At 69.1% G+C, this 24,446-nt stretch carries 22 protein-coding genes; 14 read left to right on the top strand and 8 right to left on the bottom strand.

Annotated features, from left to right (window positions below; all coding sequences use genetic code 11):
- Positions 1–234 precede the first annotated feature (234 nt).
- The gene (locus AC5RVG_RS04080; protein ID WP_494012805.1) at positions 235–2,307 is read left to right on the top strand and encodes a PhoX family protein; all 2,073 of its coding nucleotides are present in this window, start codon (positions 235–237) and stop codon (positions 2,305–2,307) included.
- Positions 2,308–2,376: 69 nt separating this feature from the next.
- Entirely contained in the window at positions 2,377–4,197 is a 1,821-nt protein-coding gene (gene menD, locus AC5RVG_RS04075) for a 2-succinyl-5-enolpyruvyl-6-hydroxy-3-cyclohexene-1-carboxylate synthase (RefSeq protein ID WP_494012804.1), read from the top strand.
- Positions 4,198–4,269: 72 nt separating this feature from the next.
- Here menD and AC5RVG_RS04070 read toward each other — a convergent pair whose 3' ends face one another.
- From AC5RVG_RS04070 to AC5RVG_RS04055, 4 genes are all read right to left on the bottom strand, one after another.
- The gene (locus AC5RVG_RS04070; protein WP_494000594.1) at positions 4,270–5,025 is read right to left on the bottom strand and encodes an amino acid ABC transporter ATP-binding protein; all 756 of its coding nucleotides are present in this window, start codon (positions 5,023–5,025) and stop codon (positions 4,270–4,272) included.
- 4 nt (positions 5,026–5,029) lie between these two features.
- Positions 5,030–5,815 (bottom strand): amino acid ABC transporter permease, encoded by a 786-nt coding sequence (locus AC5RVG_RS04065; RefSeq protein WP_494000593.1) that lies wholly within the window; start codon positions 5,813–5,815, stop codon positions 5,030–5,032.
- A gap of 78 nt (positions 5,816–5,893) precedes the next feature.
- Positions 5,894–6,712 (bottom strand): basic amino acid ABC transporter substrate-binding protein, encoded by an 819-nt coding sequence (locus AC5RVG_RS04060; protein ID WP_494012803.1) that lies wholly within the window; start codon positions 6,710–6,712, stop codon positions 5,894–5,896.
- 158 nt (positions 6,713–6,870) lie between these two features.
- Positions 6,871–8,118 (bottom strand): isochorismate synthase, encoded by a 1,248-nt coding sequence (locus AC5RVG_RS04055; protein ID WP_494013003.1) that lies wholly within the window; start codon positions 8,116–8,118, stop codon positions 6,871–6,873.
- 244 nt (positions 8,119–8,362) lie between these two features.
- Here AC5RVG_RS04055 and AC5RVG_RS04050 point away from each other — a divergent pair, with 244 nt between their 5' ends.
- Genes AC5RVG_RS04050 through AC5RVG_RS04035 form a run of 4 tightly spaced genes read left to right on the top strand, consistent with a single transcriptional unit; the run spans position 8,363 to position 12,272 of the window.
- Complete coding sequence (locus AC5RVG_RS04050; RefSeq protein WP_494012802.1) at positions 8,363–9,124, top strand: demethylmenaquinone methyltransferase; 762 nt, start codon at positions 8,363–8,365, stop codon at positions 9,122–9,124.
- A 2-nt stretch (positions 9,125–9,126) separates the two neighbouring features.
- Entirely contained in the window at positions 9,127–10,464 is a 1,338-nt protein-coding gene (locus AC5RVG_RS04045) for a geranylgeranyl reductase family protein (protein ID WP_494012801.1), read from the top strand.
- 9 nt (positions 10,465–10,473) lie between these two features.
- Entirely contained in the window at positions 10,474–11,574 is a 1,101-nt protein-coding gene (locus AC5RVG_RS04040) for a polyprenyl synthetase family protein (RefSeq protein WP_494000589.1), read from the top strand.
- Between the two features lie 59 nt (positions 11,575–11,633).
- Positions 11,634–12,272, top strand: coding sequence for a LysE family translocator (locus AC5RVG_RS04035; RefSeq protein WP_494012800.1), 639 nt, complete (start codon positions 11,634–11,636; stop codon positions 12,270–12,272).
- Between the two features lie 13 nt (positions 12,273–12,285).
- On the opposite strand, the gene AC5RVG_RS04030 is transcribed toward AC5RVG_RS04035, so the two are convergent.
- The 3 genes from AC5RVG_RS04030 to AC5RVG_RS04020 form a co-directional block, all read right to left on the bottom strand.
- The gene (locus AC5RVG_RS04030; protein WP_494012799.1) at positions 12,286–12,720 is read right to left on the bottom strand and encodes a hypothetical protein; all 435 of its coding nucleotides are present in this window, start codon (positions 12,718–12,720) and stop codon (positions 12,286–12,288) included.
- A 118-nt stretch (positions 12,721–12,838) separates the two neighbouring features.
- Positions 12,839–13,462 (bottom strand): putative glycolipid-binding domain-containing protein, encoded by a 624-nt coding sequence (locus AC5RVG_RS04025; protein ID WP_494012798.1) that lies wholly within the window; start codon positions 13,460–13,462, stop codon positions 12,839–12,841.
- A gap of 47 nt (positions 13,463–13,509) precedes the next feature.
- A complete protein-coding gene (locus AC5RVG_RS04020) occupies positions 13,510–14,946 on the bottom strand; it encodes a PucR family transcriptional regulator (protein WP_494000585.1) in 1,437 nt (478 codons plus the stop codon).
- 219 nt (positions 14,947–15,165) lie between these two features.
- Between AC5RVG_RS04020 and AC5RVG_RS04015 the strand changes: the two genes are divergently transcribed.
- The 8 genes from AC5RVG_RS04015 (at position 15,166) to AC5RVG_RS03980 (ending at position 23,364) form a co-directional block, all read left to right on the top strand.
- Positions 15,166–16,737 carry a sodium-dependent transporter gene (locus AC5RVG_RS04015; RefSeq protein ID WP_494012797.1) on the top strand — a complete coding sequence of 524 codons (1,572 nt, stop codon included), beginning with the start codon at positions 15,166–15,168 and terminating at the stop codon, positions 16,735–16,737.
- Positions 16,734–16,871 (top strand): methionine/alanine import family NSS transporter small subunit, encoded by a 138-nt coding sequence (locus AC5RVG_RS04010; protein WP_494000583.1) that lies wholly within the window; start codon positions 16,734–16,736, stop codon positions 16,869–16,871. The genes AC5RVG_RS04015 and AC5RVG_RS04010 overlap by 4 nt, the downstream gene beginning before the upstream one ends.
- A gap of 270 nt (positions 16,872–17,141) precedes the next feature.
- Positions 17,142–18,524 carry a 4-aminobutyrate--2-oxoglutarate transaminase gene (gene gabT, locus AC5RVG_RS04005; RefSeq protein WP_494012796.1) on the top strand — a complete coding sequence of 461 codons (1,383 nt, stop codon included), beginning with the start codon at positions 17,142–17,144 and terminating at the stop codon, positions 18,522–18,524.
- 230 nt (positions 18,525–18,754) lie between these two features.
- Complete coding sequence (locus AC5RVG_RS04000) at positions 18,755–19,618, top strand: universal stress protein (protein WP_494012795.1); 864 nt, start codon at positions 18,755–18,757, stop codon at positions 19,616–19,618.
- Between the two features lie 246 nt (positions 19,619–19,864).
- On the top strand, positions 19,865–20,923 hold the full coding sequence (locus AC5RVG_RS03995; RefSeq protein WP_494012794.1) for an efflux RND transporter periplasmic adaptor subunit: 1,059 nt from the start codon (positions 19,865–19,867) through the stop codon (positions 20,921–20,923).
- On the top strand, positions 20,920–21,633 hold the full coding sequence (locus AC5RVG_RS03990; protein ID WP_494000579.1) for an ABC transporter ATP-binding protein: 714 nt from the start codon (positions 20,920–20,922) through the stop codon (positions 21,631–21,633). The genes AC5RVG_RS03995 and AC5RVG_RS03990 overlap by 4 nt, the downstream gene beginning before the upstream one ends.
- The gene (locus AC5RVG_RS03985) at positions 21,630–22,823 is read left to right on the top strand and encodes an ABC transporter permease (RefSeq protein WP_494012793.1); all 1,194 of its coding nucleotides are present in this window, start codon (positions 21,630–21,632) and stop codon (positions 22,821–22,823) included. Before AC5RVG_RS03990 ends, AC5RVG_RS03985 begins: the two co-directional genes overlap by 4 nt.
- Before the next feature lie 73 nt (positions 22,824–22,896).
- A complete protein-coding gene (locus AC5RVG_RS03980) occupies positions 22,897–23,364 on the top strand; it encodes an SRPBCC domain-containing protein (RefSeq protein ID WP_494012792.1) in 468 nt (155 codons plus the stop codon).
- Positions 23,365–23,377: 13 nt separating this feature from the next.
- Here the strand turns inward: AC5RVG_RS03980 and rarD are convergent, their stop codons facing one another.
- The gene (gene rarD, locus AC5RVG_RS03975) at positions 23,378–24,397 is read right to left on the bottom strand and encodes an EamA family transporter RarD (protein ID WP_494013002.1); all 1,020 of its coding nucleotides are present in this window, start codon (positions 24,395–24,397) and stop codon (positions 23,378–23,380) included.
- Positions 24,398–24,446 lie beyond the last annotated feature (49 nt).

Genomic DNA, 24,446 nt, shown 5'->3' with positions numbered 1-24,446 from the left:
CAGGCGCTGCAATGCGCCTAGCCGATTCTGCGGGTGACACCTCTGATGCCGAGGCCAGCCGTGAAGAAACTCGTTGCCTCGCCCTGGAAGAACGCGAAGCCTCGCGGTCCCGGCCCAGCCCGGCAAGGTGTTTTGCCTGCCGTTGGCCGAAAATTCACCACTGCTCGGCCTGCCGGTCGACTTCGATCAGCACACTGGAGGACGATCCGACAGTTCAATGCAGAAGGTGAAAACGTGACCGAAACCAAGAAGCGCTACCTGCCAATGCTGGGCCATGTGTCCGGAAAACGCAGCGCCGTGACCTGCGCGCTCAAGTGCGACAACGCCTGCGCCAAGGGCGTCTGCAACACCTCGGACAATAACTACTTCCGGGACATCGTCTCCGCTGAATACTCCCGCCGCCGGATGATGGGGCTGGGCGGCGCCGGCGCGCTGGCGCTGATGTTCGGCGGCGGGGCTGCCGCCGAGGAACAGGTTGGGCTGGCCCCGGCCGCCAAGCCCGGGCGCGGACCCGGCAACCCAAGCAAGCTGAAGTTCGACGGCATCAAGGCCGTGCCCAACAACGTGGACGACGTCGTGGTACCCAAGGGCTACAACTGGAATCCGGTCATCCGCTGGGGCGACCCCCTGTTCCACGACAGCGCCGAATTCGATCCGGAGAACCAGACCAAGGAGTCCCAGTCGGGCCAGTTCGGCTACAACAACGACTACCTGGACATCATCGAGATCCCGGGTAGCAACGGCAAGCGTGCGGTCCTGTTCGCCAACCACGAGTACACCAATGAGGGCATCATGTTCCCGCCGGACATGCCCGTCGAACGCCAGCGCGAGGTAGCCATGGCCGCGCACGGGCTGTCCGTCGTGGAACTGGAGCGCAAGGGCAAGGGCCAGCCGTGGACCTACGTCCGCGGGGCCAGGCTGAACCGCCGCTTCCTGATGGACACCGAATATGAACTGACCGGCCCGGCCGCCGGCTCCGACCTGCTGAAGACGCAGGCCGATCCCACCGGCCGCATCGTGCTGGGGACGCAGAACAACTGCGCCGGCGGCACCACCCCGTGGGGGACGGTGCTCTCGGGCGAAGAGAACTTCAACCAGTACTTCAAGGTGTCCGCCCCGACCGCCGAGCAGCGCCGCTACGGCCTGACCAGCGCCGACCCGTCGCGCGGCTGGCACATCCCGGAGCCGCGCTTCGACACCGATCGGCCCGAGGGCAGGAACGAAGACAACCGGTTCGGCTGGATCGTCGAGGTGGACCCGTTCGATCCCACCTCCACCCCGCGCAAGCACACCGCCCTGGGACGGTTCAAGCACGAGGGCGCCAACGTGACCATCGCCGCCTCCGGCCACGCGGTGTCCTACTCCGGCGACGACGAGCGCTTCGACTACCTGTACAAGTTCGTCTCCAAGGGCACCTACCGCGAGGGCGACAAGAAGCACAACATGACCCTGCTGACCGAGGGCGACCTCTTCGTGGCCAGCTTCAAGGGCAATTCCCCGCAGAACCAGATCGACGGCTCCGGGGTGCTGCCCTCCGACGGCGCGTTCGACGGCACCGGGCACTGGATCCAGCTGACCCGCGACGGCGAGTCACTGGTGCCGGGCATGCGGATCGACCAGGTGCTGGTGTACACCCGGCTCGCCGCCGACGCCATGGGTGCCACCAAGATGGACCGCCCAGAGGACGTGGAGATCAACCCGGCGACCGGCAAGATCTACATGGCCTGCACCAACAACACCGCCCGGACCCGCGCGCAGGTGGACGAGCCCAACCCCCGGGCCAACAACCGCCACGGCCACATCATCGAAATGACCGAGGCCGGTGACCAGACCTCCACCGAGTTCACCTGGCAGCTGATCCTGGTGGCGGGCGATCCGGCGGTGGACGATTCGGTCTACTTCAGCGGCTACCCGGCCGACCAGGTGCAGCCGATCTCCTGCCCGGACAACCTGGCCTTCGACTCGGCCGGAAACCTGTGGGTCTCCACCGACGGGCAGCCCGGCACCATCCAGCGCAACGACGCTCTCTTCCGCGTCACGCTGGAAGGACAGGAACGCGGCAAGGTGGAGCAGTTCATGGCGGTGCCGATCGATGCCGAGACCTGCGGTCCGCTGATCCACGACGACGACGGGCTGGTGTTCGTCGCCGTCCAGCACCCGGGCGAGGACGGCAGCTGGGGAGCCCAGCGCTCCCTGTTCCCGGACTACGTCGGGGACGGGCGCCGCGCCAAGCCGGGCGACGCCGCGATGCCCCGGCCGTCCGTGATCCAGATGTTCAAGGGCAAGAACGGGCACATCAAGCGCTAACCCGGCCCCGCCGACGGAAGGCAGCCGGCCGCGTCCCTCGGGGCGCGGCCGTCTGCTTACCATGAGGGGGTGACTGCGCAGCTGAGCTCGATGGATACCGCCCGACTGGCCGTGAAGGCCTTGGTCTGGGGCGGAGTGCGCGACGTCGTCATCGCGCCGGGTTCGCGCAGCGCCCCGCTGGCGTACGCGCTTGCCGAGGCCGAAACGCATGGCGACCTGCGGCTGCACGTGCGCATCGATGAGCGGGGCGCGGCGTTTACCGCGCTCGGGCTCTCGCTGGGCTCGCTGCGCCCGGTTCCGGTCGTCACAACCTCCGGAACGGCCGTGGGCGAGCTGTTGCCGGCGGTGATGGAAGCCAATCACGCCGGCGTTGAGCTGGTGGTGCTCTCCGCCGACCGCCCGGCCGAAATGCGCGGCACCGGTGCCAACCAGACTACGGTGCAACACGGACTGTTCGGCATCCACGTGCGCTCGGCCGTGGACATCCCGGCCGGAGACGACCCGACGGACGCCATCCGCTCCATCCTCCTCAACGCGAAGGGCATCCCGCCGGCCCCGGCGGCCGCGACGGCCGACCTGCTCTCGCTGGCGGCCGCGCCGTCGGCGGCTAACGCAGCGACCACGGCGGCCGAAACGGCGGCGCATCCGGGTGCGGTCGGTCCCGTGCACATCAATCTCGCGTTCCGCGACCCGCTGTTCCCGGATACGGATACGGCTACTGACCACGCCGCGGCGCCGGTACGGGCAACGGACGACGGCGGTGCCTCGGCACCCGGGGCGATAGCACCCGGGCGGGCCACCAGTTGGAACGCGGGCCAGGCGGAACCGACTATCCACGCGACCGAGGAACGCCGCACCGTGGTCGTGGCGGGACACGGTGCGGGAGCCGGAGCCGAAGCCTTCGCGCGTGCACACGGGCTGCCGCTGCTGGCCGAACCGTCCTCCAACGCTAGGTTCGGCCCGAACGCCATCGGCCCCTACCGCCTGCTGCTGGGCCACCTCGGGTCACAGATCGAACGGGCCGTGGTCTTTGGCCGCCCGACGCTCTCGCGGCCGGTGTCCGCCCTGCTGGCGCGGGAGGACGTCCAGGCCGCGCTGTTCCAGCCGGATCCGGTCCCCTGGTACGAGCCCGGGCGCCGACGGGAGCGGGTGATTTCCGAGCCGGCGGACCTGTCGATCTTCTCGGGCCAGGGGTCCGGCGCGTGGTTGCGGCTCTGGCGGGACGCCGCCGATGCGGCCGATGCGGCCCTGATCAGACGCGTGGACGTCGAACCGGAGCTGACGGGCCTGCGGGTCGCACGATCGGTCTGGCTCCACACCCGTGGCCGGCTGGTGCTCGGTTCGTCCAACCCGATCCGCGACGTGGACCTGGCCGGAACGCCCACTGACATTCCGAACGCTTTCGTGCACGCCAACCGTGGGGTGGCCGGCATCGACGGCACCGTGGCGACTGCGGCGGGCATCGCGCTGGGAGCACGAACCGGAACCCGGGCCCTCATGGGCGACCTGACCTTCCTGCACGACGCCGGATCGCTGCTGCTCGGACCCGGGGAGCCCGAACCCGACCTGCAGATCGTGGTGGTCAACGATTCCGGCGGCGGGATCTTCTCGACCCTGGAACACGGAAAGGTGGGGGAGCACGCGGCGTTCACGTCCGCCGTCGAACGCCTCTTCGGCACCCCGCACCGCGCGGACCTTGCCTCGCTGGCGGCTGGCTACGGGGTCCGGCACCGGCTGGTCAAGGACGCGGACGAACTGGACTCCGTCCTCTCCGAGCCGGTGGCCGGGCGGAGCGCGGTGGAGGTGCGCACCGACCGAAGCCGGCTGCGGGCCGTGCACGCGGAAGTGGCGGCCGCCGTCGCGACCGCCACCTCCCGTCTGCTGGGGTGAGCTGCCCGTTGTGCTGTGTGAGCCTGCCCGGTGTGCTGGGGTGAGCTGCTCGTTGTGCTGGGGTGAGCCTGCTCAGAGGACCTTCGAGAGGAACGCCTTGGTGCGTTCGTGCTGCGGGTTGGCAAGCACGTCCTCTGGCTTGCCCTGCTCCACCACCACGCCGCCGTCCATGAAGACCACGCGGTCACCCACCTCGCGGGCGAAGCCCATCTCGTGCGTGACCACCATCATGGTCATGCCCTCGTCGGCCAGCTTGCGCATGACCTCCAGCACGTCGCCCACCAGTTCGGGGTCCAGCGCCGAGGTGGGCTCGTCGAAGAGCATCATGTCCGGGTTCATGGACAGGGCGCGCGCGATGGCCACCCGCTGCTGCTGCCCGCCGGAGAGCTGGGCGGGGTAGGCGTTCTCGCGGTTTGCCAGCCCCACCTTCTCCAGGTTCTTCCGGGCGACTTCCATGGCTTCGGCCTTGCCGCGCTTCTTGGCCCGGCGCTGGGCCAGGGTGAGGTTGTCCAGGACGTTCAGGTGCGGGAACAGGTTGAACTGCTGGAACACCATGCCGATCCGGGTACGGACCCGGTCCAGGTCCGTTTCCGGGTCGGTGATGTCCACGCCTTCCACCAGGACGGTGCCGCTGGTGGGCTCCTCGAGCCGGTTCACGCAGCGCAGCAAGGTGGACTTGCCGGAGCCCGAGGGCCCGATCACGCAGACCACTTCGCCCTGGTTCACATGAAAGTCAATGCCCTTGAGGACCTCGTTGTTGCCGAAGTTCTTGCAGAGGTCCTTGACCTCGATGGCCGGCCTGTCGTGGCGCAGCGATTCTTCAGTCATGGGGTTACCGGCTCCTGTTGTTGCGCTTCTCCAGCCAGGCGACCAGCTGGGTGAGCGGCAAGGTGATGATCAGGTACATGAGCGCCGCGGCGACCAGGGGAGTGGCATTGGCGAACTGGGAGACGCCGTCGCGGGCAAAAGTCGTGAGTTCCCGATTGCCCAGGGCCATGCCGGCGATGAAGAGCAGAGAGGTGTCCTTGATCAGGATGACCAGCTCGTTGGTCAGCGGCGGCGTGACGATGCGCACCGCCTGCGGCAGCACCACGGAGACCATGGTCCAGCTCGGGTTCATGCCCAGCGAGCGGGCCGCCTCCCGCTGCCCGGCGGGGACGGCCTCGATGCCGGCGCGGAGTGTCTCGGCAATGTAGGCGGCGGAGACGACGATCAGACCGATCAGCCCGGCCCCGGTGCTGCCTCCGGGCGGACGCCACTGGAACGCGATCGGGACCGCGAAGGCGAAGCCGAAGATGACCAGCAGGGCAGGCAGGCCGCGGAACAGCTCGATGTAGGCGGTCGCCACCCACCGGTAGGGGGCCACGGGCGAGAGCTTCATGAGCGCCAAAAGGAGACCGAAAAGCAAGCCGCCGACGAAGGCGATCAGGGTGTAGACGACCGTGTTCTTGGCCGCCGTGACGATGATGGTGGGGAACTGCTCACCCAGGACTTCCGGGTTCAGGAAGCTCGTGCGGATGGCCTCCCAATCGGCCACCAGGGCGACGGCGGCGACGGCGGCGATGAAGATGGCGTAAAGGACCCCGCGGAAAAGTCGGCGGCGGGTCGAAGGTTTCACTGGTGATGCCTTCCAGCTGTAAGTCGGCGGCCCCCGTTCCCGCTGCTTCACGCACGGGAACGGGGGCCGGAGGGCTTGCTACTCGGTGAAGTACTTGTCGTAGATTTCCTGGTACTTGCCGTTGTCGCGCAGCGTCGAGAGGGCATCGTTGACGGCCGAGACCAGGGCCTCGGACCCTTCCTTCTTCGCCGCGAAGCCGTAGGACTCGTCGGTCTTGTACTCCTCGACGATGGTGAACTTGCCGTCCTCGGTGTGGCCGATGTTCACCGGCAGGTCCTGCAGCAAGGCGTCGACCTGGCCGGCCTGGATGGCCTGGTACATCTCGGCATCGGACGGGAAGGCGACGACTTCGGCGTCCTCCGGCGCGTTTTCCCGGGTGTAGGCCTCGCCGGTGGTGCCCTGCTGGACGCCCACCTTCTTGCCGGAGAGATCGCCCACGGCCTTGATGTCGGAGTCCTTCGGGACCAGCAGCGACTGCAGCGAGTCGTAGTAGGGGTCGGAGAAGGCGATGTTCTTCTTGCGGTCCTCGGTGATGGTCATCGCGCTGGCGCCGAGGTCGCACTGCCCGGCGGCCAGGGTGACGCCCGACTGCAGGGCGTCGAAACCGACGTCCTGGATGGCCACCTCAAGGCCCATCTCCGAAGAGATCTCCGTGATCAGGTCGATGTCGAAGCCCGTGTACTTGCCGCCCTCTTCGAACTCAAACGGGGGGTAGGGGATGTCGGAGCAGACGGTCAGCGTGCCCGGCTGGACGAGGGGCAGCTCGGATCCCGCGCCGGCGGTGCCGGTGCCGCCGTTGCCGCCGGCGTCGTCCGAACCACCGCACGCGGTCAAAGCGAGTGCCGCCACGGCCAGAAGGGAGAACCCCTGGACCGCCTTGGATGCGTTTTTGCGCATAGTTACTACCTTTGTCTCGTTGGAAATCCGGCTTAAGTGTAACGGGAATGCCCGCAACAGGTGATATGCACCACAGGCTACAGCCATTGCCTATTGGAAAACAGCGTAGTCGGCGGGAGGCCGGTTGGCCCCCGGCCGTGCCGATTGTCGGTGAATAGTTATCTGCGGCGCAAACCGAGCGCCTCGATCATCGGCCGGAACTTGGCCCAGGTCTCCGCCAGCTCGGCCTCCGGATCGGAGCCGTCCACGATGCCGCAGCCGGCATAAAGCCGGACCCGCTGGGGACCCTCCACCACGGCGCCGCGCAGCGCGATGCCCCATTCACCGTTGCCAGCGCCGTCGGTCCAGCCCACCGGGCCGGCGTACGGCCCGCGGTCCATCTGCTCCAGTTCGCGGATCAGGGCGCCGGCGACCTCGGTGGGGGTGCCGCACACGGCCGCGGTGGGGTGCACAGCTTCGGCCAGTTCCAACGACGACGGCGGCTGCCCGCCGTCGTGCGCCAGCTCGGCCGAGACGTCGGACGCCAGGTGCCATACGTTGGGCAGCTCCAGCACGAACGGCTCGCTGTGCGAACTCATCGCGGTGGTGAAGGGCTCGAGTTTGCGGGTGAGCGAGTCGATGGCGATCCGGTGCTCGTGCAGCTGCTTCTCGGAGCCGGCGAGCACGCGCTGGGCGTAGTCGGTGTCCGATTCGCCGGCGTGGCCGTGGGCTCGGGAGCGGTCGAGCGTGCCGGCCAGCACGCGGGCGCGCGCCACGTTATTCTCCACCTTGATCAGCATCTCCGGCGTGGAGCCGATCAACCCGTCCACCGAGTACGTCCAGCAGTCCTTGTACCGCGCCGCGAGTTCGCGCAGCACCTGGGCGGTGGCGATGGGCGCGGCGAGATTGGCCACCACGTCCCGGGCCACGACGAGCTTGCTCAGGTTCCCGGCCCGGATGCGCTTGACCCCGGCCGCGACGGCATCCATGTACGCCTGCTCCGAGACCTGTCCCGGAACGAGGGAGTCGGCGGGATCGGGGCTGCGCTCTACCGAGATCTCTTCCAGCCAGCCCGCGAGCACGGCCTCGGCCGTCTCGGCGCTGAGGTGCGCATCGGCGTCGTACGTCAGATAGGTGAGCCAGGCGCGGTCGCCATCCAGGCCCACCAGCACCTCCGGCACCACCAGGCGGGAGCTGTGGGTCGAGGTGTAGGAGAACGCGAAGGAGCCGAAGGCGACCGCCCCGGTTCCCGGGCCGTCCACCCGGTTGTCGATGTCGGCGGTGGCCTGGATCCCGCGCCACCATGCGGCCGCCTGCCGGAAGCGGTCCGGCCCGCTGGCCGTGAACCGCGCGATCTCGCCGAAGCCGGCGAGCCCGCCCTCGCGCCGCACCCAGCAGAGCACGTCGTCGCGCACCAGATACTCCATGAGCCCTTGGGTGTCGGGCACCGCGGGCCACTCGACCGTGATGCCGCGCAGGGTCCCGCGGGGCAACCGGTCTGCGGCCTCCGGTTCCGTGCGGCCGGCCGCTGCGGCAGGCCCGGTTCCGGGCAGGCCGGACGAGGGGGACAGGGGGGAGGTCATGGTCATTAAGCCTACTCTGCCCGGCAAATGCCACCGCCCCCGAAGCCCGGGTTCGCGGGCGGCCGCCGGTCTTTGAGACAATGGCCCAGTGAATCGTGCATCGCTGGAGAAGCGCCCGGATGAAGTAGCCGCCATGTTCGATGACGTGGCGCCGAAGTACGACCTGGTCAACGATGTGCTGTCGATGGGCCAGACCCGCCGGTGGCGCCGGATCGTGGTGGACGCGGTGGGCGCCGAACGTGGCCAGAAGGTCCTGGACCTGGCCGCCGGGACGGGCACCTCCAGCGAACCCTATGCCGATGCCGGCATCCACGTGGTCGCGTGCGACTTCTCCCTGGGCATGCTGCGCGTCGGCAAGCGCCGCCGCCCCGACATCGACTTCGTGGCCGGGGACGCGACCAATCTGCCCTTCGCGGACAACTCCTTCGATGCCGTGACCATCTCCTTCGGCCTGCGCAACGTCAGCGATCCGAAACTGGCGCTGCGCGAAATGCTGCGCGTGGCCAAGCCCGGCGGCCGGCTCGTGATCGCCGAGTTCTCGCACCCCACCCTCCCGGTCTGGCGCACCGTCTACACCGAGTACCTGATGCGCGCGCTGCCGGCGATCGCGTCCAAGATTTCGTCCAACCCCGACTCCTACGTCTACCTGGCCGAGTCCATCCGCGCCTGGCCCAACCAGGACCAGCTGGGCGAGTGGATCACCGGCGAAGGCTGGCAGGACGTGGCCTACCGCAACCTGTCCGGCGGCATCGTCGCCGTGCACCGGGCGGTCAAGCCCGGCCGCGACGAGGCGGCCAACGCCCGGGCGCAGGCCGCGCTGCGGCGCCAGAGCAGCAGGCACACCCTGTAGCCATGTCAGTTCTCATTGTTGGGGCGGGGCCGGCCGGATCCACGGCCGCGTACTACCTCGCCCGCGCCGGCGTGGACGTGACCGTGCTGGAAAAGACGGCCTTCCCGCGCGAAAAGGTCTGCGGCGACGGCCTGACGCCCCGCGCCGTGCGCGAAGTCCAGCTGCTGGGACTGCCACACGAGGAATCCGCCGGCTGGCGCCGGAACCGGGGGCTGCGGCTGATCGCCGGCGGCCGGCAGCTTGAGCTGCCCTGGCCGGAACTGAGCGACTTCCCGGACTACGGCCTGATCCGCACCCGGATGGGCTTCGACGAGCAACTGGCCCGTCACGCGGCGGCCGCCGGCGCCGTCGTGCTGGAACGCCACTCCGTTTCCACCGCCCTCCGGGACGAGGCCGGACGGGTCACCGGGGTCCGCGCCAACGTGCTGGACGGGCGCGGACGCAAGACCGGGGAGACCGAGGACTTCTTCGCCGACGTGGTGCTGGCCGCCGACGGCAACTCCACCCGCACCGCCCTGAGCCTGGGCATCGAGAAGCGCGACGACCGGCCGCTGGGCGTGGCCGTCCGTACCTACTTCACCTCGCCCCGGCACGACGACGACTGGATGGAGGGATGGCTGGAACTCCCCGACGCGGCCGGCAACCCGCTGCCCGGCTACGGCTGGGTCTTCGGCGTCGGCGACGGTACATCCAACGTGGGCCTGGGCATCCTCAACTCGTCCAAGTCCTTCGGGAAGCTGGACTACCGGCAGGTGCTCCGCGAGTGGACCGCCGGCATGCCGGCGGAGTGGGGCTTCACCGAGGAAAACCAGGTGGGACAGGTCCGCGGTGCGGCCCTGCCGATGGGGTTCAACCGGACGCCGCACTACAGCCCCGGCCTGCTGCTGCTCGGCGACGCCGGCGGCATGGTCAGCCCGTTCAACGGAGAGGGCATCTCCTACGCCATGGAGTCCGCCCGCTACGCGGCCGAGCTGATCGCCGACGCGCACGGCCGCTTGTCCGGGACCGGCGGGCAGGTGCTCAGCATGGCCGGCTTCGACGCCGCGATGGCCCGCTACCCGGACATCATCCGCGGGCACTGGGGCAGCCACTTCACGCTGGGCCGGATTTTCGCCCAGCTGATCGGCAAACCGGCCATCATGAAACTGGCCCTGCGGACCGGAATGCCGGTCCCGCCGTTGATGCGCTTCGTGGTGCGGATGCTGGCCAATTTGACCGACTCGGGCGGCAAGGGATTTGAGGATAGAGTTATTCATCTGCTGGAGCAACTGACGCCGCCGGCATCGAACCAGGCCGGCGGCCACAAACCGGCCGGCCATACCGCCCCCACGATTAGTTAGTGTTGAACAGTGACTGACGCCAAACCGAGTTGGACTCCCGCCGGCCAGAACCCGCCGCAGTCGCCGGAGCTGGATACCGCGACTGCCGCCCTTGCCACCAGCCTGAACCTGCCGGACGGCTTCGCCCCGGTGGCCCAGGACGCCGAGCTCGGTCCCGCGGTTTCCACCGCCCTGGCGCGCGTGGAGAAGCAGTTGCGCGCGGCCATCGCACACTCCGACCCGTTCGCCGACGCCACCAGCCGCCATCTCGTGGAAGCCGGCGGGAAGCGGATCCGTCCGCTGCTGACCATCCTGGCCGCGCAGCTGGGCAACGGCTCCGTTCCCGACGTGGTGCAGGCCGCCGTCGTCGTTGAACTGACGCACCTGGCCACGCTCTACCACGACGACGTGATGGATTCCGCGCCGTACCGCCGGGGCGCCCCGACCGCGCACGAGGTGTGGGGCAACCAGGTGGCCATCCTCGCCGGCGACCTGATCTTCGCCCGCGCCTCGCTGCTGGTGTCCCAGCTGGGGCCCGAAGCAGTCGGCATCCAGGCGCGCACCTTCGAGCGGCTCTGCCTGGGACAGTTGCACGAGACCGTCGGCCCGCGCGAGGACGAGGATCCGGTGGAACACTACCTCTCAGTGATCGCGGACAAGACCGCCTCGCTGATCGCCACGTCCGGCCAGCTCGGCGCCATGTTCTCCGGAGCCGGCGAGCAGGCCGTGAACGTGATGCTGGAATACGGCGAGAAGGTGGGCGTGGCGTTCCAGTTGGCCGACGACGTGATCGACGTGACCGGCCTCAAGGCCAAGTCCGGCAAGACCCCGGGCACCGACCTGCGTGAGGGCGTCCCCACCCTGCCGGTCCTGCTGCTGCGCCAGGCCGCGGCCGACGGCGACGCGTCCGCCGCCGCCGTGCTGGACCTGGTGGACGCGGACCTGACGTCGGACCAGGCCCTGGCCGACGCCGTCACCGCGCTGCGCGGGCATCCGGTCACCGCCCAGGCCTGGGCCATCGCGGGCGAATGGGCCGACGCCGCCAAGGCCTCCCTTGCCCCGCTGCCCGAGAGCACGGTCAAGGCCGCGCTGACGGCCTTCGCCGAGGCCGTCGTGGACCGCGAGGTCTGACCGACGGGTCCACCTTGACCATGCCAACCCTGCCGGCGCCGTCCTTCGGGGACTAACGGGTGACCGTAGAACAAGCACTGGTGTCCTTCGCCCTGGTGGCCGGCCTGCTGACGCTGGTTCCCGGGATGGATACCGCTTTGGTGCTGCGCTCAGCCGTCAGCCAAGGCCGGGGCAGGGCGTACGCGACGGCGTTGGGCATCAACACCGGAGCCTTGGCCTGGGGCATCGCGGCCGCGGTCGGGGCGTCGGCCCTGTTGGCCGCCTCGGAAACGGCGTTCACGGTGCTGAAGGTGGCCGGCGCCGCTTACATGGCCTGGCTGGGCACCCGGATCCTGTGGAGGTCGTTCCGAAAACCTGCCACGCGCCCCGCAGACGCCGGCGCGCCGGCCGCTCCGGCGTCGTACGTCCGGGCGTGGCTCACCGGCGTCGGGACGAACCTGTTAAACCCGAAGGTCGGCGTCTTCTATGTGGCGATGATCCCGCAGTTCATCCCTCCGGGCGTCTCCCCGGCGCTGATGGGCATCCTGCTGGCCCTGGTGCACAACCTGGAGGGGCTGGTGTTTTTCTCGGCCATCATCTGGGGCACGCATGCGGCCCGGAAGTGGCTGCGCACTCCGGCCGTGACGCGTTCCATCGACCGGATCACGGGCATCGTGCTGGTCGGTTTCGGCGTCGCCCTGGCGGCCGAGAGCCGCTGAACCGGCCGGCGGCTCAGTCTTCCTCTTCGTCGTCGTCGCCGAAGACCCACTCGAACATCTCGAAGACGAACTCGCTGAAGGTCGCCTCCTCGCTCTGCCACTGCGGCTTCAGGCCGTTCGTGCGGATCCAGACGATGGGGTCCGGCACATCCAGGTGTTCGGTCTTGAAACCCCAGTTCGCTTCTTCGTCCATCTCGTCCAGGAACAGCAGGTAGCCGCCTTCGATCTCCAGTTCGTCCGGGTCGAAGAAGAAGTCGTGCGCCTCCATCAGGTCTTCGCAGCCCCCGAGCGCGTGGTAGAACTCCACCAGCGCCTGCGGGACCTGGAACTTGTGGGCGCCCAGCAGCCCTTCGAGTTCGTCGTAGGAGAGGCCGTCGTCCTCGGTCCACTTCCGGTCCAGGTACTTGGGCACGAGGGCACGGAATTTGTCCACGAACATTTCGGGCATGGTTTCTCCCTGGAACGGTTGATTGGAGGGCTTGGTCCCATCCTATGCGGCGGCACCGACTGCGCTGGACGGCGACGGCGGCACACACGGCCCGCCGGTGCCCTCGGACGGCCCGTCGTCAGTCGCGGCGGCGGGTAGCCAGGCCGGGGTAGTCGATGACGATGCCGTCCGAATCCACCACGATCTCGGCGCTGAAGTCCCCGGAGGTGTAGATGACCGCGGCGGTGCCCGTGCGGTCGTCGTAGGCGCGGGAGCCGCTGTAGATCTGCTGTTGGCCGAGCACGCGCAGGCTCGGCATCTCCACCCACGCGACCGTCAGTTCCGCGGCGGCCTCGGCGTCGTGAACCAGGCCCAGCCGCAGGATCGGCATCGTGTTGGTGGCCGGGCACAAACCCAGGTCGCAGTCCACCGCCCCGACCAGGGAGTCCGGATCGGCGATCCCCGGTTCCGGCAGGTCGCTGTCCCCGGACACCCTGGTCGCGGCGCTCCACCTGCCGTCGGGCGCGCGGTCCAGCACCAGATGCCGGCTCCAGCCCGGGCCGTGGACGGAAACCGTGAGGTTTTCGGTGAACCAGTTGCCGGTCGTCGTGAGGGACCAGCTGGCGGCGTAGCCTGCGGTGCGGGAGGCGCCGTGGGCGCTCAGGCGCTCCGGTTCCAGGTTCAGGGTTGCCGTGTCGGCGCGCTGCGGATCGTCGCTTCCCAGCCAGGTGACCGTCCGGCTTTCGTGCGTCTCGTGTCCCATGCCCCCAGCCTCGTGTCTGCGTCGAGTATTGGCAAGGGACCGGCCGGCTAGCCCTTCGTCCGCGACACCGAACCCAGCCGCCGCACCGTCAGGGCCAGCCACAGGTGCACCCGGTCCGCGGTGAGGGCGGGATCGTAGCCGGTCAGCTCCACGATCTGGGACAGCCGGTAGCGCACGGAGTTCCGGTGCAGGCCCAGCTCCTCGGCCACGGCCGCCACCGACCCGTTGAGCTCCAGATAGGCCTGCAGCGTGGGCAGCAGCGCCGCGTCGTGGGCCGCGTCGAACTCGGCCAGCGGGTCGAGTGCCTCGGCCGCAAGATCGGCCAGCGGCACGTCTTCCGAGGCCAGCAGCAGGGAGGTCAGGGACAGCCGCTGCGGCACGTTCAGCCGCTCGCCCCGGCCCACCGCTTCCTTGGCCTCGAAGTAGCTCCAGCGCAGCCCGTTCGCCTGCGCATAGCTGCCGCCCACCCCGACCGTGGCGGCGAAGCCCGCATTCTGCAGGTACGCACTGAGCTCCCGGCCCAGCGCCTCGCCCGATTCGGCGCCCTGGACCACCAGCACCAGCCGCTCGTCGACCAGGCCGGTGACCACGCCGTCGAACGCGGCGGGCAGCGGCAGCGTGGGCAGCGCGCGGCGCTGGGCGGCGGCCACCTGCACCATGACCACCAGCTGGCGCCGTCCGGCGTCGATCCCCACGTTGCTCAGCCGCAGGGAGGCGTCACCGCCCTGCAGCACCCCGCGCACCACGTCCAGCAGCACCTGGCCCACGGAACTGCGGTCGGCCGCGCGGCGGTGCGCCTGGTTGCTCAGTTCCAGGCTGATCAGGCTCTGCGCGTAGTCCACGATGGCGTTGCGCTCGTACGGCTTGCCCAGGGCCAGCGTGCAGCGGTCCTTCAGGCCGGTGGCGATGGGAAGCTCGTGCCAGCCGTTTTCCTCGCCGCCGCCGGTTCCGTACAGCCGGGTCCCGTATTGGGAGAGCACGACGTCGGTGCCCACCATCGCCGACAGGGTGCGCAGGAGCGCGGGGAGGCCGCCGCCGCCCAACAGCGAGGCGGCCAGCGCCTGGTGGTCCTTGAGGAGGTGCTCCAGGCGGTTGTAATGGTCGGCGGAAATGGCGTCGGCGACCATCTTGCTGATCGCCACGAAGGGTGTCTCGTAGGGAACTTCAAAGACCGGAAGCTCCAGCTGGTTCGCGGCGGCGAGCACGCCCGCCGGAACCCGGCGGTGCGTCAGCCCGAGCGCGAAGCCCATGCCGACCGCGCCGGCCTCGTGCACCCGCTCCACGAACCGGCGCTGCGCGGCCGCGGTCTTCTGGCGAAGGCCGGTGGTCAGCACCACTTCGCCGCCGGTCAGGAAGGGCAACGGGTCCTCGAGCTCGGTCGAAGCCACCCAGGTGATCGGCGCGTCCGGGTCGCCCTGCGCGGTACCGACCAGCTTCAGGTGCAGCGCGGGGGAGGCCAAGAGTTTGGCGAGAGTGACAGCCATGCCTTCACTATACGGGCCGCCGTTGTGCAGGTGCACTATTCGCCCAATAGCTGCCGCGGAGCGGCGGCCGGGCGGCCGGGGCGGGCACCCAGCCGTGCGTGCTCTCGCGTCGCGCCCGGGGCCGTGCCGGTTTTCGGGGCAGCCGCCCCACGGCGCTAGGATGGTCCGCGGCGTCACACGCGTCACACCACTGCCAGCCCTACACCGTGAGGTCCCTTCATGAGTACCAGTACCCCGCAGGCAGCGTTGGGCGCCAAGCCCAAGCGCGAGATGTGGTCCACCCGCAAGGTGTTCATCCTCGCGGCGATTGGCTCCGCCGTCGGCCTGGGCAACATCTGGCGCTTCCCGTACGTCGCCTACGAAAACGGCGGCGGCGCCTTCATCATTCCCTACCTGGTGGCGCTGTTGACCGCGGGCATCCCGCTGCTGTTCCTGGACTACGCCGTCGGACACCGCCACCGTGGCTCCGCCCCGCTGGCCTACCGCCGGCTGGCGCGCGGCGCCGAAGGGCTGGGGTGGTGGCAGGTGGCCATCTGCTTCGTCATCTGCGTCTACTACGCCGTCATCATCGCCTGGGCGGCGATGTACATGATCTACTCCGTCACCGAGGAGTGGGGGGACGACCCCGCCGGATTCTTCATGGAATCGTTCCTCCAGGTGAGCAAGGACGTGAACATCGGTTTCGACTTCGTGCCCACGGTCCTCATCCCGCTGGTGGTTGTCTGGGCGGTGGTGCTGCTGGTGCTGGCCGCGGGCGTCCAAAAGGGCATTGGACGGGCGAACATCGTGTTCCTGCCGCTGCTGCTGGTCATGTTCCTGCTCCTGGTGGTCCAGTCCCTGTTCCTGCCCGGTGCGGCCGACGGCCTGAACGCGCTCTTCACTCCCGACTGGGGTGCGCTTACGAACACGACGGTGTGGGCCGCGGCCTACGGCCAGATCTTCTTCTCGCTGTCCGTTGCCTTCGGCATCATGGTCACCTACGCGTCCTACCTCAAGCACCGGACGGACCTGACCGGATCCGGGTTCGTGGTGGGCTTCGCGAACTCCGGTTTTGAGATCCTGGCCGGCATCGGCGTCTTCGCGGCGGTCGGCTTCATGGCCTTCAGCGCCGGCGCCGAGGTCGGCGACGTTGCCGCCGGCGGGATCGGGCTGGCGTTCGTCGCGTTCCCGACCATCATTTCGGAGGCCCCGCTGGGCGGACTGCTCGGCGTGCTCTTCTTCGGCTCGCTGGTGTTCGCCGGATTCACCTCGCTGATCAGCATCATCGAAGTCATCATCTCCGCGGTCCAGGACAAGCTCGGCATGAGCCGGGTCAAGACCACGTGGTGCGTCGGCATCCCGCTGGCGTTGATTTCCATCCTGCTGTTCCCGACCACCACCGGCCTGAACCTGCTGGATGTCACCGACGCCTTCGTCAACAGCTTCGGCATCATGGCCTGCGCCCTGGCGACCGTGCTGCTGGTGACCTACGGATTCCGCAAGCTGCCGCTGCTGGGCGGACACGTCAGCCAGGTCTCGTCCATCAAGCTGGGCCTGGGGTGGCGGATCATGGTCGGCATCGTCTCGCCGATCGTGCTGGGCTACATCCTGATCAGCGAACTGATCAAGAGGATCCAGGAAGGCTACGGCGACCCGCCCATGCCCGACTGGTTCGTGAACGTCTTCGGCTGGGGCATGGCGGGGTCCCTGATCGTGGCCGGCTTCATCCTGTCGCTGATTCCCTGGAGCAAGAAGTCGGCGGCCAACGACCCGGAGCTGGATGCCCACACCCTGAAGGAGACACAGCCGTGAGTACCGCAGCAATTGTCATGCTGATCATTTCCATCCTGACGGTCTGGGGAGGCCTGGCGTTGGCCTTGGTCAACCTCAGCCGCCACCCCGAAGACGAGGGTGCCTTGCCGGCGGACCGCGCACCGGAGCTCTAACTCGACGGCCCGCCGCGGCGGCGTCCTGCGGCCTCCGTGCCGGCGGGCGCCGCCGTCTCTGCCTCTGGCCATCTGCACGGCAACATTGCACATTCGCTGTGCGGGCCGCCATAGGCAGCTGCGGGCCGGGAACCGTAATCTCGCTGTAGAGCTCGGCGTCCCGTGGCCCGGCCTGTCCGCCGGTTCCCCGCGAAGCTGCCGCTGCGATGCGAGTGTGCGGATCCTCCGGGCTGTCCGCTGCATTCCCACCCTCAACGTGAAAGGCACATCATGACCACTCAGACGACCCAGCCCCAGTTCCGGCTGGAGCAGAAGCGCGACGTCTCGGCCGGTTTCCCCGGCCCGAAGTCCGCCGAACTGGCCGCCCGCCGCAGCGCCGTGGTTGCCGGCGGCGTCGCCTCCGGCGTTCCGGTCTACGTGGCCGACGCCGACGGCGGCATCATCACCGACGTGGACGGCAACTCGTTCATCGACCTGGGCTCCGGCATCGCCGTGACCAGCGTCGGCGCCTCCGACCCCGCGGTCGTCGCCGCGGTGCAGGAGCAGGTCGCCAAGTTCACCCACACCTGCTTCATGGTCAGCCCCTACGAGGGCTACATCGCCGTCGCCGAGAAACTGGCCGAGCTGACTCCGGGCGACCACGAGAAGCGTTCCGTGCTGTTCAACTCCGGGGCGGAAGCCGTGGAGAACGCCGTGAAGGTGGCCCGCATTGCCACCGGCCGCACCGCCGTCGTCGCCTTTGACCACGCCTACCACGGCCGCACCAACCTGACGATGGGCCTGACCGCCAAGGCGACCCCGTACAAGTCCAGCCCGGCCGGCAGCTTCGGCCCCTTCGCGCCGGAGATCTACCGGGTGCCGATGAGCTACCCGTACCGCGAGGAAGCCGACATCAAGGGCGAGGACGCGGCACGCCGCGCCATCACGATGATTGAGAAGCAGATCGGCGCCGAGAACGTGGCCGCGATCCTGATCGAGCCGATCCAGGGCGAGGGCGGCTTCATTGTCCCGGCCGAGGGCTTCCTCCCCGCGCTGGCCCAGTGGGCCAAGGACAACGGCGTAGTGTTCATCGCGGACGAGGTCCAGTCCGGTTTCGCGCGCACCGGTGCCTGGTTCGCTTCGGAGCACGACGGCGTGGTGCCCGACATCATCACGATGGCCAAGGGCATCGCCGGAGGCATGCCGCTGTCCGCCATCACCGGCCGCGCCGAGCTGATGGACGCCGTGCACCCGGGCGGACTGGGCGGTACCTACGGCGGCAACCCGGTGGCTTGCGCCGCCGCGCTGGCTGCCATCGACACCATGCAGACCCAGGACCTCAACGCCCGGGCCCGCCACATCGAAGAGCAGGTCATGGGCCGGCTGCGGAAGCTGGCCGAGGAAGTCGACATCATCGGCGACCTGCGCGGCCGCGGCGCCATGCTGGCCATGGAGTTCGTCAAGCCGGGCACCGGCGCGACCACCAAGGAGCCCAACGCCGAGGCCACCAAGGAAATCGCGGCCGCCTGCCTGCAGGAAGGCGTCATCATCCTCACCTGCGGCACCTACGGCAACGTGGTGCGCCTGCTCCCGCCGCTGGTCATCGGCGACGAGCTGCTGGCCGACGCTCTGGACGTGCTGGAAGCAGCCATCCGCAAGGTGGCGGCGGCCTAGTACGGGCAGCGTCCGAACGGGCGGCTGCCGGATCCCTCGCCAGCGAGGTTTTCCGGCGGCCGCCCGCGGCCGTTCTGGAGGTGGCTCCGGCCGCCCGCCCCGTCCTGCTCCCGGCCTGTTGCAGCCGGCGGTCTCGGGTTAGAGTCGGAACCATCATCGCGTCACGGGGTGCGGATGTTGCCGGCACCGTCGCATCCGCTGCTCCACGGACAGGGACAGGGGTAGTTTGCATGCGTTATGTGGTGGGATACCAGCCGGACGAGCGGGGAGCCGATGCCGTGGCATTGGCCGTGGCAATCGCCCGGACGCAGGGGACGGGGCTGGATATCGTCTATGTGGTGGCAGACAGCGCCCCCTACGTGGCGTTGAATCCCGAAGGCAGCCGCGTCAGCGCCAGCGAGCAGGAAGTCCTCACCGCCCGCCGCGAGGCCCTGAAGCTGGTCCCGGCAGACGTCAACGCCGAATTCAAGGTACGGTCCGCCGAATCGTTCGCCGAAGGGCTGATCGCGGCGGGCGAGGAAGCCGGCGCCAGGTTGATCGTCATCGGCGCCAGCAGCAACAGCCTGTTTAAACGCTTCACGGTCGGCAGCGTGGCAAATGCCCTCCTGCACGCGTCGCCGATTCCGGTGGCGTTGGCGCCCCGCGGGTACCAGCGGACAGAGCCGCTGACCCGGCTGACCGCGTTCATCGGCGAGCGGCAGGGCGCGCAGGCCGCCCGGGACGTTGCCCTGAACGCGGCCTCGCGCCGCGGCCTGCAGCTGCGCCTGGTTTCCCTGGTCTCTCTGGACACCCGTGAAGCGCCGGACAGCGGCGAGGCAATCCACAGTGCCCACCTGCACGCGAACTCCGTGCTGGCCCAGGCCGCCACCGAACTGCCTCCCGGCAACGCCACGGTGACCGTGGCCCATGGGCGGAACATCGAAGAGGCCATCGATTCGCTGGACTGGGACGACGGGGAACTGGTGGTCATGGGATCCAGCCGGCTCGCCCAGCACAACCGCCTGTTCCTCGGTGCCACTGCGTACAAGGTCCTGCGTTCGCTGCCGGTGCCCATGGTGGTGGTTCCGCAGGAAGTGGACGGGGTGCGGGACTAAGGGGTGCGGGGAAGGCGGGGGATCGGCGGGGGCTCCGGTCTCCGCCCTGGCCGCCGGTAGCGGCCGTGACTGTTGCGGCGCCGGGGGCTCCGGTCTCCGCCCTGGCCGCCGGCAGCGGCCGTGTCTTGTCCGGCCGCCGCCATCCGGCACTGGTAACCTCCGTCACAAGCGGGTGTTTGTCTCACGCCATGTGTCAGCTTCCCGCCGTGACGCGCCTCAGGCGCACGTCGACGAGGGGGATCCTGCATGAGTGCTGTGCGCCGCTACGTTCTGCCGGTGGTTTGGCTGGCGATTTTCGCCGTCATAGCTGCCGCGCTCTTCAAGCTCGCCTTCGTGGATGGCATGCGCGCGGAGGCGGTCGACCAGCAGCCTTCGGCCCGCCTGGTCACGCCCAGCGTACCCGCGGCCGTGGGCACGGTGATCAACGTGGTCCAGCTCGAGGGATCGGTTGCCGGCGACCCGGCCGTGACCGTGCGCAGCACGGCGGAAGGCACGGTGAACCACCTCTTCGTAGAGGCCGGCGCGAACGTGGCCAAGGGTGATGCGCTGTTCCAGGTGCAGAAGCCGGTGGAACCCGACGCCGTGCAGCAGGTTTCGCTCGAACGGGATCCGGAGGACGAACCGGTCCCACCGGCCCCACCGGCTGCCCCGGCGTATACCTACGTGAACGTGGTGGCCCCCGCCGCGGGCAAGCTGACCGACCTGTCCGTGCTGGTGGACCAGCAGGTCTCGGTCGGTGCCGAAGCTGCCGTCATTTCCCCGGGCACCTTTTCGGTGACCGGGACACTGACCGCCGAGCAGCAGTTCCGGCTGCTCGACCGCCCCAGTTCCGCCACCGTGACGGTCATCGGCGGTCCGGCTCCCTTCGAGTGCAAGGCCGTGACGGTCGGGGAGAGCCCGGCAGCCGGCGCCCCGGGACCGGTGCCGGAGCAGCCCGGGGATCCGTTCGGGCCGGCGGCCCCGGCGGCGACGGGCACTGTCAACTGCGCCGTACCGGCCGATGTCAGGGTTTTCCCCGGGCTGGGCGCGACGATCGATATCACGGCCGGAACCGCCGAGAACGTGATCGTGGTGCCCACCACGTCGGTCCGCGGATCGGTGGACACCGGCCTGGTGTGGGTGGTGGAGGACGACGGCGGGGCGCCGGTTGAGCGCCCGGTCGCCCTGGGACTGACCGACGGGATGCAGGTGGAGATCGTCGACGGGCTGGACGAGGGCGACCTGGTCCTGCAGTTCATTCCCGGCGCGCCGGGGGACCAGATAATGCCCGGGATGGAAGGCGATTTCGGCATGGTGGGCGGATGAGCGCTGCGGCGGCGGGGGCCCCGCTGCTGGAGTTGCAGGGCGTGACGCGGAGCGTGCACATCCCGGACCGCGGCCCGCTGCACATCCTGCAGGGCATCGAGCTGAGCATCGGTACCGGCGAGCACGTGTCGATAGTCGGCCGGTCCGGGTCGGGAAAGTCCACCCTGCTGAACATCCTGGGCCTGCTGGATGTGCCGAGCACCGGTGAGATGTTCTTCGAGGGGCGGGCGGTTTCGTCCCTCGGGGAAAAGCAGCGCGCCATGGCCCGCGGTGCCCGCGTGGGATTCATCTTCCAGCAGTTCAACCTTCTGCCGGGCCGTACAGCACTGGAAAACGTCATGACCCCGCTGCTCTATGCCCGCGGCCGGCAATTCTGGCGGCGCGAGCGGCTGGCCGCTGAAATGCTCGATCGGGTCGGCCTGGGCGACCGGCTGGGGGAGAAACCGCACAGGCTCTCCGGCGGTGAGCAGCAGCGGATCGCCATCGCGCGGGCGCTGGTGCGCTCGCCCAGGCTGATTCTTGCCGATGAGCCTACCGGCGCCCTGGACATCGAAACCGGGCAAAACGTGATGGCCCTGCTGGACGAGGTGGTTCGGGAGTCGGGTGCGGCCCTGGTGACCATCACGCACGATGCAAACGTGGCGGTCCTGGCCCAGCGGCACTATCGGCTGGGCGACGGGATTCTGCACGCTTCGGAGCAGGCAGCATGACCGGCGCCGTTGCCCTCCTGGTCGAGGCATGGGCCGAGCTGCGCATCCACAAGACCCGGGTCCTGCTGGCCTTGATCGGCGTGGCGCTGTCCGTCGCGGCCCTGACCACCGTCGTCGGGCTCGGCAACATGGCCAGGGAAGGCATCGTGCAGGGGCAGGAACAATCCGGAGGCCGCGCAGCGACCGTGACGGCTGAGGTCCACCTGCCGACAGGAACCGAAGAACCGGCGGTCCTGCAGGCCGCCTTCGAGGGGCTCGTGGAACGCTACGGCGTGGAATACGCGAGCCGCCGGGCCTTCGCCCAGGTTCCCTTCCAGTTCCCCCACGGCGTCATGACGGCCGAGACCACGGTGGTGGACCGCAGCTACGGCGAGATGCGGCGGGTCAACCTGGTCACCGGCCGCTGGTTCACGGAAGCCGACGCCGCGGCGCTTGCGCCGGCGGTGATCATCAACGAAGCATTCCACCGGCAGCTGGGTGCACCGGACCTGGCGCTGAACCCCGTGGTGCAGATCTTCCAGCAGCGGCCGATCGCGGCCACCGTGGTGGGAGTGATGCCGGACTTCCACCAGGAAGCCATGGCCCAAGCCATGATGCTCACCAACCAATACGAGCGTTGGGGCCTCGGCGGGGAGGCAGGTCCTCCTCCCGTGCTGGAAATGTGGCTCCCGGTCGAGCTCGAGCCGGGCCTGAGCGCGGCGATCGCCGGTGACCTTCAGGCCCAGTTCCCCGATGCCCAGGCGAATGTGTACCGCAGCGACTATGCCGCCTGGGGCGACCCGTTCGAGGGCATCCAGTGGGCGGTAGGCGGCATCGCCGGCCTGGTGCTGCTGTTGGGCGCCGTGGGACTGCTCAACATTTCGATGGTGACGGTCAGGTACCGGGTGCGGGAAATCGGCATCCGGCGCAGCTTCGGGGCGACCTCCGGCCGGATCTTCTTCGGCGTCATGCTCGAATCGGTGGTCGCGACGTTCGTGGTCGGCGTGGCGGGGGTGATGCTCGCCGTCGCCGTGGTGAAGAGCCCGTGGATCCAGGACCTGATCGCCCAAGGCATCAGCGAACTGCCGCCGTTCCCGGTGGAAGCGGCGCTGCTGGGCATCGGCGCCGCGACGGCCGTCGGCGCACTGGCCGGCCTGATCCCGGCGGTGGTGGCCGTGCGGGTCAAGGTGATCGACGCGATCCGATACTAGTGCGGGGTTTGCCCGGCGGGCCGGACCGAAGCGGCAGAGCCCGAAGTGCCCGAGGGTGCGTTAGCCTCCGGGTATGCCTCTCCTAAGTCGTGCCGTTCACGCGGCGAAGGGACACGTGTCCCACAGGTGGTCCATGCCGGTGCCCGCGGCCCGCCTTTGGTGGGGGCTGACAGACCCGGAAGCCTTGCCTCATTGGCTGGGGAAGTTAACTTCCGGGCGGTTCGTCGGCGGGGATGTGGTGACCATCCAGCACGCGGAAAACTATTGCTGTACCAGCCGGATTCTGGAATGTGAACCGGAAAAACTGCTGCACATGACGTGGGACTTTCCGGACGAGCCGCCTTCGCAGGTGCGGATCACCCTCACCCCGGTCGGCAGTACGACCACCCTGGACCTGGCCCACGACGGGCTGGGGAGCGAAGCGGTCGATTACCTGCCCGGTTGGCACGCGCATCTTCTCTACTTGGAAGCGCTCACCCTGGGCCGGCCCCGACCCATGTCCGACTTCTGGTCAACGCACGACGGGCTGTCCGGCCTCTAGCCGCCGCACCCCGCTAGGGTGCCTCGGCGGCCGCCGGCTCCCCGCCGGCCTTGGGCGCCCGCTTCAGGGCCACGGCCATGTCCGTGGTCAGGATGGCCAGGGAGAGCCAGACCAGGCCGAAGCCGATCCAGCGTTCCAAGGGCATGGGCTCGTGCAGGAAGACGAGGGCGATGATGAACTGCAGGAGCGGGGCCAGGTACTGCAGCATGCCGACAGTGCTCAGCGGCAGCCGGCGGGCGGCGGCGCCGAAGAACAGCAGGGGCAGAGCCGTGATCAGGCCGCTGGCGGCCATCAGCCAGAAGTGGCCGCCGCCTTCGGCGAGCAGGGTTGCCTGGCCGCCGGCCATCAGGATGAGCATGACGGCCACGGAGACCGGGGTCAGCACCAGCGTTTCCACGCTCAGGCTGGTGACGGCGTCGACGCGGCCGCCGATGTTCTTCTTGACCAGGCCGTAGAACCCGAAGCTGAGCGCCAGGATCAGGGCAATCCACGGAACATTGCCGTACCCGAAGGCAAGCACCAGCACGGCGGCGAAGGCAACGCCCATGGCGGCCCACTGCGCCGGGCGCAGCCGTTCCTTCAGCAGGATGACCCCCAGCAGGACGGAGACCAGCGGATTGATGAAGTATCCCAGCGCGGCCTCGATGGCGTGTCCGTTCAGCACCGCGAACACGTAGGTCAACCAGTTGACCGCGATGAGGCCCGCGGCCAGGGACAACGTCCCGAAGGTGCGCCTGTTGCCCAGCGCGGCGCCGAAGGTGCGCCAGCCGCGCAGCGCCGTGATCAGCAGGAAGCAGAACAGCAGCGACCAGACAATCCGGTTGGCGACGATCTCCAGCGGGCCGGCGGGTATCAGCGCGGTGAAGTACAGGGGGAGGATGCCCCAGAGGCCGTAGGCCGAGAGGCCGTAGGCCATGCCGGCCCGGGTCTCGGTGTCCCGCCCCCCGCGGGACGCAGCGCTGGCGCCACCATCGGGGCTCCCGGCCACGCGGGCGGGGGAAGAGGGCTCCGAGGTGGCACCGCCGTCGTTCATGGACACGCTGGCGACAACCTCCGGTCGGTGGTTTCTATTCCACCCACCG

It is taken from the genome of Arthrobacter senegalensis, from assembly GCF_059091765.1.
This window is presented reverse-complemented; position numbering and strand designations above follow the sequence as displayed.

Coding starts and splice junctions, on each gene's coding strand:
- rarD (WP_494013002.1), bottom strand. CDS start 24,397: ATGAACGACGGCGGTGCCACCTCGGAGCCCTCTTCCCCCGCCCGCGTG.
- gabT (WP_494012796.1), top strand. CDS start 17,142: ATGACCACTCAGACGACCCAGCCCCAGTTCCGGCTGGAGCAGAAGCGC.
- AC5RVG_RS04045 (WP_494012801.1), top strand. CDS start 9,127: ATGTCAGTTCTCATTGTTGGGGCGGGGCCGGCCGGATCCACGGCCGCG.
- AC5RVG_RS04055 (WP_494013003.1), bottom strand. CDS start 8,118: ATGGAGTATCTGGTGCGCGACGACGTGCTCTGCTGGGTGCGGCGCGAG.
- AC5RVG_RS04025 (WP_494012798.1), bottom strand. CDS start 13,462: ATGGGACACGAGACGCACGAAAGCCGGACGGTCACCTGGCTGGGAAGC.
- AC5RVG_RS03980 (WP_494012792.1), top strand. CDS start 22,897: ATGCCTCTCCTAAGTCGTGCCGTTCACGCGGCGAAGGGACACGTGTCC.
- AC5RVG_RS04015 (WP_494012797.1), top strand. CDS start 15,166: ATGAGTACCAGTACCCCGCAGGCAGCGTTGGGCGCCAAGCCCAAGCGC.
- AC5RVG_RS04000 (WP_494012795.1), top strand. CDS start 18,755: ATGCGTTATGTGGTGGGATACCAGCCGGACGAGCGGGGAGCCGATGCC.
- AC5RVG_RS03990 (WP_494000579.1), top strand. CDS start 20,920: ATGAGCGCTGCGGCGGCGGGGGCCCCGCTGCTGGAGTTGCAGGGCGTG.
- AC5RVG_RS04030 (WP_494012799.1), bottom strand. CDS start 12,720: ATGCCCGAAATGTTCGTGGACAAATTCCGTGCCCTCGTGCCCAAGTAC.
- AC5RVG_RS03995 (WP_494012794.1), top strand. CDS start 19,865: ATGAGTGCTGTGCGCCGCTACGTTCTGCCGGTGGTTTGGCTGGCGATT.
- AC5RVG_RS04060 (WP_494012803.1), bottom strand. CDS start 6,712: ATGCGCAAAAACGCATCCAAGGCGGTCCAGGGGTTCTCCCTTCTGGCC.
- AC5RVG_RS04020 (WP_494000585.1), bottom strand. CDS start 14,946: ATGGCTGTCACTCTCGCCAAACTCTTGGCCTCCCCCGCGCTGCACCTG.
- AC5RVG_RS04070 (WP_494000594.1), bottom strand. CDS start 5,025: ATGACTGAAGAATCGCTGCGCCACGACAGGCCGGCCATCGAGGTCAAG.
- AC5RVG_RS03985 (WP_494012793.1), top strand. CDS start 21,630: ATGACCGGCGCCGTTGCCCTCCTGGTCGAGGCATGGGCCGAGCTGCGC.